The sequence below is a fragment of the Corynebacterium sp. MSK218 genome (assembly GCF_030232655.1).
In the GTDB taxonomy this organism is placed as follows: domain Bacteria; phylum Actinomycetota; class Actinomycetes; order Mycobacteriales; family Mycobacteriaceae; genus Corynebacterium.
Map to the genome: position 1 here is coordinate 48,481 of NZ_JASPGN010000009.1, position 12,430 is coordinate 60,910.

10 protein-coding genes and 1 tRNA gene are annotated in these 12,430 nt (G+C 58.9%); 4 read left to right on the top strand and 7 right to left on the bottom strand.

Annotation, left to right across the window (positions count from 1 at the left end; translation table 11 throughout):
* The first annotated feature begins 57 nt into the window (after positions 1 to 57).
* The 4 genes from QP922_RS08655 (at position 58) to QP922_RS08670 (ending at position 4,315) form a co-directional block, all read left to right on the top strand.
* Positions 58 to 1,653 carry an alpha/beta fold hydrolase gene (locus QP922_RS08655; RefSeq protein ID WP_284808936.1) on the top strand — a complete coding sequence of 532 codons (1,596 nt, stop codon included), beginning with the start codon at positions 58 to 60 and terminating at the stop codon, positions 1,651 to 1,653.
* Between the two features lie 118 nt (positions 1,654 to 1,771).
* Positions 1,772 to 3,397: an alpha/beta fold hydrolase gene (locus QP922_RS08660; protein WP_284808937.1), complete on the top strand. Its 1,626-nt coding sequence runs from the start codon at positions 1,772 to 1,774 to the stop codon at positions 3,395 to 3,397.
* A gap of 119 nt (positions 3,398 to 3,516) precedes the next feature.
* Positions 3,517 to 3,590: transfer RNA gene (locus QP922_RS08665), tRNA-Arg, on the top strand.
* A gap of 110 nt (positions 3,591 to 3,700) precedes the next feature.
* A complete protein-coding gene (locus QP922_RS08670; RefSeq protein WP_284808939.1) occupies positions 3,701 to 4,315 on the top strand; it encodes a Panacea domain-containing protein in 615 nt (204 codons plus the stop codon).
* Positions 4,316 to 4,828: 513 nt separating this feature from the next.
* Here QP922_RS08670 and QP922_RS08675 read toward each other — a convergent pair.
* From QP922_RS08675 to QP922_RS08705, 7 genes are all read right to left on the bottom strand, one after another.
* Entirely contained in the window at positions 4,829 to 5,269 is a 441-nt protein-coding gene (locus QP922_RS08675; RefSeq protein ID WP_284808940.1) for a hypothetical protein, read from the bottom strand.
* 15 nt (positions 5,270 to 5,284) lie between these two features.
* Positions 5,285 to 7,069, bottom strand: a complete 1,785-nt coding sequence (locus QP922_RS08680; RefSeq protein WP_284808941.1) for an oleate hydratase — start codon at positions 7,067 to 7,069, stop codon at positions 5,285 to 5,287.
* 368 nt (positions 7,070 to 7,437) lie between these two features.
* Positions 7,438 to 7,647, bottom strand: coding sequence for a hypothetical protein (locus QP922_RS08685; protein ID WP_284808942.1), 210 nt, complete (start codon positions 7,645 to 7,647; stop codon positions 7,438 to 7,440).
* 177 nt (positions 7,648 to 7,824) lie between these two features.
* Positions 7,825 to 8,118, bottom strand: coding sequence for a molecular chaperone GrpE (locus tag QP922_RS08690; RefSeq protein ID WP_284808943.1), 294 nt, complete (start codon positions 8,116 to 8,118; stop codon positions 7,825 to 7,827).
* Positions 8,119 to 8,184: 66 nt separating this feature from the next.
* Complete coding sequence (locus QP922_RS08695; protein ID WP_284808944.1) at positions 8,185 to 8,694, bottom strand: MarR family winged helix-turn-helix transcriptional regulator; 510 nt, start codon at positions 8,692 to 8,694, stop codon at positions 8,185 to 8,187.
* Between the two features lie 23 nt (positions 8,695 to 8,717).
* The gene (locus QP922_RS08700; RefSeq protein ID WP_284808945.1) at positions 8,718 to 11,288 is read right to left on the bottom strand and encodes an AAA family ATPase; all 2,571 of its coding nucleotides are present in this window, start codon (positions 11,286 to 11,288) and stop codon (positions 8,718 to 8,720) included.
* A 3-nt stretch (positions 11,289 to 11,291) separates the two neighbouring features.
* Entirely contained in the window at positions 11,292 to 12,425 is a 1,134-nt protein-coding gene (locus QP922_RS08705; protein WP_284808946.1) for a metallophosphoesterase family protein, read from the bottom strand.
* Between the last annotated feature and the right edge of the window lie 5 nt (positions 12,426 to 12,430).

The following is a 12,430-nucleotide window of genomic DNA, read 5'->3' on the forward strand; positions in this document are numbered from 1 at the left end:
ACCTATGGCGCATAGGATAAGGCGAGTACCTACTCACCATTTTAGGAGCCTTGTTCTATGCGCCTTTCTCGCGTTCTGGGCTCGGTTCTAGGCCCTGTAGCTCTCGCTGCCGGCCTAGTTGCCGTACCCGCCGTTGCCCACGCTGACCAGCCTGCCATCACATGGGGAGAGTGCCCAGAGGGGGTTGACCACGAGCGTGCCGAATGCGGTCATGTGACCGTACCGACCTACTACGATGCCCCGGACAAGGGCACCATTGAGGTCGGTTTTATCCGCCTGAAGGCAACCGGTGAACGAAAAGGCAGCCTGTTCACCAACCCGGGTGGTCCGAACGGTGACGCCTACGGCTGGGTCAACAATGCTGCATGGCCTAAAGAAGTAGAGCAGGAGTTCGACATCATCGGCGTGCAGCCGCGTGGCTTGCGTGAATCCGCGCCCGTCAATTGCACGGCAAGCAACCCTGGTGATAGCCCGATCGTTGCGCTGACGCAGATTGGCGCCATCACCCGTCAGGATTGTGAAAAGAACACCCCTGGCTACACCGATTCCATCACCACCGAAAACACCGCCCGCGACTGGGAGGTCGTGCGCCAGGCACTCGGCGAAGAGCGCATCAACATCGCTGGCCTGTCCTACGGCACCTTCCTGGGCTCGACCTACGCCACCTTGTTCCCGCAGCACACCGACAAGATGGTGCTCGATTCCGGCATGAACCCGAACATGGCCTGGAACGGAATCTTCGCCTCCCAGCAGGCAGGCTATGAAAATGCCCTGGAAGATTTCTTCACCTACATGGCTAAGAATGACGCCACCTACCACGCTGGTAAAACCCCGCTGAAGGCATACGAGCGCTGGTCCCAGGTAGTCGCTGCCGAGGCCGGCGTGCGCCCCACCGTTCTTCCGCCGGATGCGCAGATTGGTGACCTCCCACCGGGATTGGAGTTCGCCGGCCAGCCAGGCGCAAACATTATGACCGCCACCGGCCAGCTGCGCGTGCAGGCAGAGCACCTAGTGGGCAAGGCTCGAAACCCGCAGGCTCTTCAGGTGACCTCACCTACGCTGAACACCACCCGTGACCTTCTTCCCCGCCCAGAGGCATGGGAGACCCTGGCTAAGCACATTGCCGGCATTGAGCCCATCAACTTTGAGGAAGCAGCTAAGGAAGGTCCGCAGGACCCGAAGCAGGCTCAGCAGGCGGTTTTGAATGCGACGAGCATGCAGAACATCATCATGTGCAATGAGAACACTGCGCCGTCGGATCCGACCAAGATCCCGGACTTCCTGTGGTCGAACTACTTCACCCTGGATCCGTTCACCTTGTTCAACTCGCTGTACTCCTCTGGCTCCGGCTGCGGCGGCCGCGCCCCAATTACCAAGCCGGTAGCAGTCAACGGTGCAAACCTGGCTACCAAGCCACTGCAGATCCAGTCCACCGGTGACCCGCAGACCCCGTACGCTCACTTCCGTGGACTGTCGGACCCGATGCAGTCCCGCGTGGTTACCGTCCATGGTCCGGGCCACGGCCACTTCGCCGTTGGCAACAAGGCTGTTGACAACATTGTGGTTAACTACCTGCGCACCGGCGAAGTCAACACCGCCGATGCCCCGGGCTTCTTCGACCAGCCTAAGGCTGAGCAGCCCCAGAACCAGTAGGACACGTAACTTGCGTGTGAGGTTGCACATCGCCTCACACGCAGAGGTCAAAACTAAGAAAAGCACTGCTCAAGGCGCATAAACTAGAACTGTAGCCAGACCGGCAAGGAGTTCTGTTATGCGCCTTTCTCACGTTTTCGGCTCAGCTCGCGCGGTGACCGCCACGCTTGCCGCCGCACTGCTCGCCTGTGCGGGGCTCATAGCCAGCCCACTAGCCAATGCCGCACCACACACCGTTGCTGGCCCTTCACCAACCCCAGCGCCCGCAGGAACCCCAGCCATCGATTGGGTACCATGCCCTGCGGACGTCGATGCACCTGGCGCCGAGTGCGGTCACATTACCGTACCTACTTTCTACGATGCTCCCGAGCGCGGCAGCATCCAGGTCGGATTCGTGCGCCGTCCCGCCACCGCGCAGTCCCACGGCGCAATCTTCATCAACCCTGGTGGCCCCGGCGGTGATGCCCTGAACGCTGTCTCTAGTTTTCTCTGGCCCGAGGAACTCACCGCACATTACGACATGGTGGGTGTACAGCCCCGGGGTTTACGCTTTTCAACTCCTCTTGACTGTGACAGCTCCGTAGTCGAGGGCGCCGAGGGAGCGGCCCAGCTCACGCGTTTTGGCCAGCTGATGCGCGATGCCTGCGAACAGTCCTTCCCTGGCTATGCCGATTCCATGACCACGGCAAACGTCGCCCGTGATTGGGAGCAGGTCCGCGCCGCCTTGGGCACGGAAAAGATCATTGCCTCTGGCGTCTCCTACGGCACCGTGGTGGCCTCCACCTACGCCACTCTCTTTCCGGAGCACACCGACCGCGTCATCCTCGATTCCGGTTACACCCCGTCTGCGCCGCTCAACCGACAGGCCGCCAGCCAGCAACGCGGAACCAACCAGGCTCTTGCTGACTTCTTCGGCTACATCGCAGCGAACGACGCCACCTACCACCTGGGCACAACTCCCCTGCAGGTATATGGTCGCTGGGCAGACAAGGTTGCCGGCGAATCCGGTGTGCGCCCCACTGCGCATCCACCCGCTGCTAGAACCGAAGACCTGCCTGCTCCCCTAACCTTTACCGGCCAGCGTGGTGCTGAGGTCATGACCGCGACGAACCCACTTCGGGTCCAGCTGGCGAATCTCTTCGACCAGCTCCGCAACCTCGGTGCCAGCCAATCCGACTCCCCAACGCTTCACATCACCGCATCAGTCCTGCCTTACCCCTCGTCGTGGGAAAAGGCAGCCCGCCACATCGCTGGGATAGAGGCCATTGACCTCGGTAATACTCAGCCCACGGACTCCCTCCCCACGGACCCCTCCGCCCGCGCGCAAGGCTTTACCACCAACCTTGTGCTGTGCAATGAGACAGACTCGCCTCACGAATTCGGTTATGGCGCGGCGTTTGTCTGGTCCGCATTCGTCACCAAAGACCCGTTCACGGTGCAGAACAACCAATTCCGCTCCGGACAGTTCTGTGGCGGGCGCGAACCTATAACGACGCCTGTGCTTCTCGACGGCTCCCGCCTCACCACCCCGCCCCTCCAGCTTCAAGCCACCGGCGACCCACTCACGCCGTATAGCGATTTCCACGGCATGGCGGATGCCATGCACTCCCATGTCGTCACCGTGCATGGCCCTGGCCACGGCCAGTTCGCCACCGGCAACGGCGCCGTCGATGACATCGTCATGGAGTACCTGCGCACCGGCCACATCAACACCACCGACGCCCCCGGCTACTTCGAGCAGTAAGCACCTCACCGCATCACCTCACCAGCCGCACTCCCTGAAGGACCACTCACTGCGCGAGTCAATTTCTAGGCACTCACCCCAATGCGCTAGAATCGCATCGTTGGCATTTCGCCAGCGATGCCCTTGTAGCTCAGCGGATTAGAGCATCGGTTTCCGGTACCGAAGGTCGCAGGTTCGATCCCTGTCAGGGGCACTGTTGTCAGGGGCACTTTTTGCCGGGGCTTGTGCGATCTGCGAAATAGGTTCGATTCAGGGTGCTACTATAAGGGAAACACAAATCTGGGGGACCGAGAGGGCATTTAAATGATGGCTACCCCGTCACGAAACGCACGAAAAGTAGTCGAAGCCGTTAACCTACTGATCAGTGAGGGCGGCATGGACGCCGACAAGCGTCTCAAGGTTGTCAAGAATCTTTGGGCTGCTGACCGGTACAGTTTGAGAAGGTTCGGTCACACAATCACCGATCCCCTTTACGCTGCCATGAAGCTGGGCCCGGTACCATCCTTTGCCTACAGGCTAATTAACCAGGATGCAACGGCTGCTCCGGAAGACGTTGAGCTTTGGAAGAACTCTTTCGAAATCCGTGGCCATGACATTGTTCCAATTTCTGAAATTGGCACCAGTACTTTGTCTCTCGTCGATCAGACAATGCTTCTCAAAGCTTCTCGAACTTTTAACAGTTTCGGGCGATTTGAACTTGCCAATGACATCAGTCATCGCTACCCAGAGTGGCTCGCACAGGAAGCCCGTATCAGAGCGAATCCATCAACTTCCGTGAAAATCAATAATTTTGATTTTTTTAGAAATCCTGATGTCGACCCATATTTTCTCGAAGATGCGGAAATTCTCTCTGCTGCCCGAGAAGCTTACAGAGAAAGAGCGGAGCTGTCGAGCACTACCGGTCTAAATCTGATGTAAGAGAAGTGTCTCGTGCCAACAATCGCCGAGCTCCTAGGTAGCTCAGAACCCGCAGATCGTCTTTTTCCCGGCTACGCCTTTTGGTTTCAGGGCAATCCTCCATTTGAATCAGCGACCGAACATTGCTTTTTCGTCCTAGCAGTAGCAAGCAACGGAAATTTGCTAATGGTAAATGCCACGTCCAAGGTCGAGAAAACTCAGTCCATCATCTCGACTCTCTACAGAGACTTTGTGGAAGACCCGTCGCTTACTCTCGTCTTAATCGAACCGGGAGAAAGTTCTCTGCTTCGAATACGTTCGATTGTAAATTGCAACGAAGTGCATTCAGTTCGCCCAGAGGACATCAACCGAGGAGACTCGCGGTTCGTTGCACACGAAAGCGATAACGATCTGTTCCGCCGGTTTGCCATTGCTGTGAAAGCGAGCCCTAATGTGAGCCCTGATGACTGTGAGGTGATTTGCCGGCAGTGGAACGTCTAAGATTCATTTTCCTCGCTTTCCCACGATGCGGCACTACGACAGTCGGGACTGAATGTCCGCAGCAACTTCTTCTGGATTCTTCGCCGAGGCGATAAAAGAGGAGGCGCCTTGCTCAATACGCACGGTGGGCCCTGAGACGATATAGGCCCCTGAACCATCGACAACACGGGGACCCGCGCCCTCTTTCAGCCCAGTCTCCGGACCGACACTCACGCCGGTAATGTCGTCGAGCGACATCGTCTTCTTGAAAACACCCAAGACAGATGCCGTTACGCCGTCGTCGCGCACAACGAGCTTAACCCGCATGGCAATACAGGCCAGCGTTGCTGCGATGACCAGCGCACCGAAAAGTATGGCTACCCAGTTAGAATCGGTCATCGTTGGTACAAGCGCTGCCACAACAGCGATGCCAACGATGATTCCGAGCCACCGGAGAGGGCCATTGAGGTAGCGCACATAAACGTTGTCACTCATAGCCCTCGATACTACTTAGGAGCGCGGCTTGAGTAAGCCGGCTTCGTGGAGTAATTCACCAATCTCGTTGTCCTCGACCTTGTCCAGGAAGTGCTTGCGCATGAAGCGGCCCGCCTTCGTATCACGGCCAGAGCCGAGGGCTTCGCCGTCACGGAGCTGCACAGTGGCGTCGAGAAGCGCGCGCACGTCGAAGGTGGAGTTGAAGACCTCCGGCACTCCGCGCTCGAGGTCCATGAGCGTGTAGACGGCCTCCATCGGGGTGCGCACCGAGTACTCCGTGGTGAAGATGCAGTCACGCTGCGCGGACTCAGCAAATTGGCCGATGAACGCGAAGTTCTTCGCGCCCTCCGGAACGACGTCCGGGCGGTCGCCGGCCTGGCGCGGCATGAAGAACGCGGTCACGTAGGGCATCATGACCGGAACGGCCTTCGCACCCGTGGCGGCCATTTCATCAATCTGATCAACAGGCACACCCAGGTGGTAGAGCCACTCACGGGTAATTTCCTCACCGGTGGATTCCTCAATGGTCTTGCCCGTGTAGTCACCGGGTTTGTCGGAGTAGAGTGCGTAGACCCAGACCACAATCTGGTCATCCGGCTGGTTCTTGAAGTGCGGCTGGCGGTTGACCGTCCAAGACATCAGCCAGCTGGAGTCACGAGCAGTGACAATGCCGCCGGTGACTACTTTGCCGGAGAACGGGTCACGCTTAGCAATCTTTTCGATGTAGCGCGGGATGCGCTCATCCAACGTGGTCACCGTGCATGACTCCCACTTGGTCTCCGGAATGTGGCTGCCGAAGACATCGGGACGGCCAAACGACGGATCCTTGGCGGCAATGCGGCGCCAGAGGTCCCACGCCGGCGCTGGGCCCTCGTTGAGCTTGGCCGCGCGGTGGTGGTTACCGTTGTCGGAGTTCTCCACTAGAGACCCGATGGTAAGGAAGGCGAGGTCGTTTTCTGTCAGGGCCACCCCACCCTCTTCACCATTCTTTTCCCAGTGGATATAGGTAGCTTGCTTCTCACCGTTAGCGATACGGAAGTCCACGTCGGTCACACGCGTGCCGTATTCGAACTGCACACCGTGATCCTGGAGGTACTTCGTCAGCGGCAGCACGAGGGATTCGTACTGGTTGTACTTGGTGAACTTTAGCGCGGAAAAGTCAGGCAGGCCGCCAATGTGGTGAATGAAGCGGTGGACGTAGAGCTTCATCTCGAGAGCGGAGTGCCACTCCTCGAAGGCGAACATCGTGCGCCAGTACATCCAGAAGTTGGATTCCAGGAAGTCCTCAGTGAACCACTCGTTGATGCGGACGTTTTCCACTTCTTCGCGCGTAGCTAGGAAGAGCTTGATGAGCTCCTTCTGAGCCTTACGGCTCAGCGTGAACTTGCCCTCGGTCTTCGCGTCCTGCCCGCGGTTCACAGTGGCGCGCTGCAGTGAGTAGTTGGGATCATCAAGGTTGAGCCAGTAGAACTCATCGAGCACGCTGGCGTCGTCGATTTCTAGCGATGGCACGGAGCGGAACAGGTCCCACAGGCACTCAAAATGATTCTCCATCTCGCGGCCGCCGCGGATGACAAAACCATCCTCCGGCTCTTTGATGCCATCGAGAGCACCACCGGCGATGTCAGACTGCTCAAGAATGTGGATGTTTTCTCCCGGGACCTGGGCATCGCGCACGAGGAAGGCGGCGGCAGAAAGACCAGCCAGACCGGATCCGAGGATCCACGCAGTCTTTTCGTCTGCGCCTTCGGGCTTGCGGGGGCGGGCAAAAGCTTCGTAATTACCGTTGGTATAGCGCACGGCAGCACTCCTTGTATTGACAACTTGCCTTACCGTGCCGAGGTTAGGCCTACCCCGCATCCCCGCGCTAGTATACATGCGAAAGTTTTTACCTCTAGCGGGGGTAGTTTTGCCCAAAAGGTACCTTCCTTACGTCCTCCCCACAGGCCTCTCCTATTAGACCCCAAGGTTTTTGCGGCTTCTGCGCACGGAACCTAACCCATGCGCGGTCAGTGTGGCGGGTGGAGAAACCACACTGGTCTTGAACTTGTCGCATCCGAACACGGGCGGTGGAGCAAAACGCAAAAGCCCTTAGCGCAATGCGCCAAGGGCTTTGGGTGAAGAGTATGAGGGGCGGTTTCACACGATGAAGCCGCCGCGTTCGTCTTCTACTGAGTGATGAACGGGTTCACGATCTCCTGAGTGATGTCCAAGGTGCCGTGCTCGATGTAATACATGCCGAAGAAGAGGGCAGTCAGGATAACCAAGGAAATGAGCATCATGGGAATCCACTGAACGAAGACGGATACCCAACCGTCAGACTTGTCGCGTGCGGCAGCCTCGCGCTGTTCCTGAGCAAAATCACGCTGATTGGTCATGTTCAATCCTTTCATTTAGCTCCCTTGTCTGAGGAGCTCATGCTGGAGTCATCTCCCCCACGGCTGAGGGACGCTCGCCCATTAACACAAAGTATGTTAGCAGGTTATGCAGTACCTGCCGTAGTTATCCGCTGATTTTCCGTCGCTATCCGTCGGAAGTTTGACACCGTGTGTGAGCTAGACCCCAGGATCCTCGTTATTCTCCAACGCCTCGATGAATTCTTCGCGGTCCTGGAACATGCGATTGATGTCATCCTCAGCACCAACGATCCATTGCTGGGAAAGCTCATCAAAGGTCACAGCACTTTCTGGGTGCTGTTCTAGAGCCTGCTCAAAAGCCGCGGCCTGCTCATCGCTGAGCTCGTCGACGTCCTCGACTGGGCCCACCTGCGCGCTCAACTCCTTCAGCGCTTCAATGCGGTACTGAGCGTATTGGCGTTCCGGGTGCTCGAAAAGTTCTTGTCCCATCATGATGTGGGGATTCACCTCCTGGCGAGAATGCTGTCCGAGCCCACTGTACCCGTGTGTTGCTCGGTCTTAAGAGCGGCGTCCGCGCAGGAGATCGTCGGGGACAAAATCCTTATAGCCGGGCAGGTTATTCTCCGCTACTACTCCCTCACAGAAACGCATCAGCGCCGGGGCATCAGCGGGGTCAAGGTGGTCAAAGACCATTCGGCGAACGGACTCAACGTGTTCCGGTACGGATGCTTGAAGGCGCTCAATGCCGAGTTTCGTGATAACGACCTCGACTCCCCTAGCATCGCCTTCGCATTTTTCTTTGGTCACGAGTCCACGCTTTTCCATACGCGTGATTTGATGTGAAGCGCGGGAGCGGTCCCACTCCAGCTCGGAGCACAGTTCGCGCAGGCGCAACCGATGGTTGTGGGCCTCCGAGAGGGACACCAGTACGGAATACTCAGACATCGAGATATCTCCGCAGGCCAAGAGGGTCTCCTCCATGCCGCGGTTGATTTTGCGGATGCAGGCAAGGATGTGACGCCACAGGTCTTGTTCGTCTTCGTTAAGCCATCGAGTTTCCGCAGTCATGACAACAACCCTACACCTAGGGGTTACAGCTCTTTTAATTTTTCCATGCTCAATTCGGTACGCCCGCCAACCCAGGAATAGCGCTGCGGCATACAGGTCAGCACTATGACCTGGGAATTCTTTCCTGCCTTAGTGAAAAGCGCTGCCATGAGCTGCAGGCGGGAAGAATCGGTAGACCCCAATGCATCATCAATAATGATGGGCACGGAATCCCCAGAAACGAGCTGCGCGATGGCAAACCGCGTCAAAATTCCCAACTGCTCCTTGGCACCACCGGATAGGCCCTCAAAATCCACGGTGTCACCATTGCGGCTGCGCGTTTCTACCTTGAGTTCTTCTGACAGGTGGAAATCCACGTCGTTGCCAAAGACGGTGCGTGCCAAACCATTGAGTGCCGTGACGAACGGCTCCGCATAGCGCTGGCGGGCGGCATCGCGGTGGCGCAGCATGAGCATGCGCAGATAACGGGCGGCCTCAGCCCGGCGTTCGATGGCGGCGTGGCGTTCGCGGGCTATCTCCAGCTCGGCAGCGGCCCTTTCTAGTGCCTCGGCAGCGCCGGAATACATCTCAATGCGGCCAGTAAGCTCGCGTTTCTCACCGTTGGCATCAGACACAGCCGCTTTGAGCGACTCGACGTGCGTTCTTGCGCCTTGTGCCAAGGTTTCCGCGGTGGCAACATCCACGCCCGACATCTCTTTAAAGGCTGCTTCCTCGTGGGCCTGTGCGGTACGAGCCTTCTCTATAGCAGCATGAACGTCGTCGTCACTACGCTGTTCGCGGGCGGCGGCAAGGGCCTGGGCCTTGAGGCCACGCTGCGATTCGGCTTCGTCGGCGCGGACCTGAGCAACGTCGAGGGCTGCCCCAGCCTTGTTCTCGCGGTAGGGAGCCAACGCACGCTCCAGCTCGTCGAGCTGAGTGCGCAGCTCCTCTTCTTCCTTCTCCACAACGGCGAGCTCTCGCAGCTCGCCATCGCCGTCAGAGGCCGGCTCTGATTCCTCAACGGCACTCGCTTCAAAGCGTGCGCGGAGCTCGCCCAGATCGTCACCGCTCAGGGCAGCAGCCAGTTCGCGGGAAGCGCTGTCGACCGCTGTAGCGAGCTGCTGGTGCTTCTCATGGGCAGCGCGAGCATCCTCGACACTTTCGCAGCCAACGTTGTCCAGAAGTCGGGCTAACTCCGCTTGGGCTTTCTCCACACCATCGACTCCGGATTCACCGGCAGCGGCGGCATAGCGGGCAGTGACCTCGCCGATGCACACCATCGTGCCATCGTGCAGTTCAACCGGGGTTTCCTTACCGCGATCGAGAACCAGAGGCTCACCGTCCACCGAGATGTCACCGGAGCCGGTGACATAGAGCTTCGCGGCAGCGGCCGCGCGCAGGCGCTTCTGAATGCTGACCTCACGTTCGGCTTCCTCTAGCGCACCAAGGTTTGCAATGGCGGGTGCTGCGGCCAGTTCACGGCGGCGAACCGCCAGCGCCTCCTCCAAGGTGCCCAGCGTTTTCAATCGTGCACCCAGCGCTTGGTGCTCCGCGCGCTGCTGCGCACGGCGAGCCCGCTGGCGCTCCTCACGCACTGCGTCATAAGTTTTCTGTATCTCAGCGCGTTCTTCTTCGAGTTTCGCCCGTGCAGCTGCTTCAGTGTCCGCGCGTTCAGTTGCCTGCACCAGAACCGCCGCAGCGCGCTCGGCGGCCTTGACCGCGAGGGAGTGCTCCTCCACGAGGGCCTGTCGGCGCTCGGCATCCTCCTGAGCACGCGTCACGGCCTCCGCAGCGCGGGTCACGGCAGCCTCTTGAGCACTCACCTTCTCCTGAGCCGCGCGTGCCGCGACAAGATCTGCATCGAGGCGAGCGCAGTCCTCTTCGGCAGCAGGCAGGGCGGCCTCAGCTTCGTTCTGTTTGAGCTCCGCAGCCTCGTAGCGCTCCACCACACCGTCGAGCTCGCGCAGGGCGGCTTCAGCAGAGGCATGCGATTCCTCTGCCTCTTTTAAAGCCGCGATAGCAGCCTTGTACTCCCCTGCCGGTTTATCCGTCTTGGCGGTGTAGTACTGCGTGTACTCAGTTTCGATGCGCGTGAGTAGCTCGGAATCCTCAGCCACAGCGCTCGCCCCGGTTTCTTCTTCCAGTGCGGCAGTTAGAGACGGAATGCCGACTGCAGCGATGCCCTCATTCTGGTCATCCTGGCGCACAAACAGCGCATCGAGCAGCGCGCGGTCAAGGTGTTCGCTCAGGATACGGTCGAGCTCATTGTCGGCCTCAGCACCTGTCCATTGCCCGGGGCGCGGAGACAACACCTGCAATTCCGAGGCACGCTTCTTCAACCACCTCTTGTGGATGCGGAAACGGTACGGCCCCACGGTCGCTTCCAGCGTGACCTCGGGCGCTACGTCACGGCCCACCGGTTTAAGCGCCTTAATCTTCTTCGAGCCCGCCGTGTGCTTTTCCGTCAGCACAAAGTCGATGGCCTCCACGAGCGTGGACTTACCGGCCTCGTTCGGGCCGCCAATCACCACGACGCCAGTCTCCGGCAAATCCGAAACCACCAGGCGTTCCACAGCTCGGACATTTTTCAGTTCAACAGAATGTAGCTGCATCATGGTTTAGGCTCCCTTCGCACTGAGACGAAACAGCAGGTTGGCCGCATCACGGGCGGTGGGGTTGTCCAGATCCTCGAGCAACTCTGCCAGTGCATCGGCCGCGTAGCCGCTCAGACTCAACTCGCCCAATTCCTCCTCCGACGGCGCCAGATGCAGATCCATCGTCCTCTCCCGCGGTTTCAGGGAGGCAAAGACCTCTTCCAAATCCGCCAGGCCCTGCTCCAGGCGTGCTTGTGCATTCAGGCCCAGCGTTCCGCGCAGGCTGTACTTCACCGCGGTGCGCGTCTTTCCCGGCAGCTCATCCAGCTCCGACAAGAAACGCTCAACCTCCTCCATCGAGTTAAGGTCAGCATCAATGGCGTGGAAGTGCCAGCGTCCGACGCTATGCTTAGCGACGTCCACCCGATCACCCTCAACCGTCACCACCAACGCATTACCGGAATCACGCTCGCGATCATCGAAAGCCGTGGTTTCCGGGCTGCCGGAGAACCACACTTTTCCGGTGCGGCCTAAAGAGGCTGTGGAGTGCGTATCGCCCAGCGCGAGATAATCAATAGTTCCTTCGTCGAGGCAGCGCTCCACGAATGCCAAGTCAATGGTGTCCGCATCCGTATCAGCGGACTCACCTGCACGCGATTCCACTTGGCCGTGCCCCACCGCGATGCGGGCGATCCCACCCGCTGCCTTATCGACAGGCTCCAAGGGCTCCAGTGCACGGCGCACGAGGTCGTAATTCGCGCGTTTCGACAGGTAGGGCGCGCCGACGATTTCCACACCCGGGCGCACCTCGATGGGGTTGGAATCTGCAATAACGTGGACGTTATCTGCAAAAGAGTGAAAGAAAATAGAGTCCGCCACGAGCGGGTCATGGTTGCCCGGCAGCAAATAGACCGGCACGGGCAAGTTCTTGAAGACCTCTTTTGCGCGCAGCAACGTGGACTTGTTGAGGGAGTTGTGCTCAAACACGTCACCGGCCACGACGATGAATTCGGCACCCGTTTCGGTAGCTAGCTTGCCAAGCCGCGCTACCGCCTCCTCACGGTCATCATCGAAGCGCGATTGCGCTGCTGGTGAGAGGAACCAGCGGGTCATCCCCAGCTGAAAATCGGAGGTATGGATAAACGTGACAGCGGCCATGAATT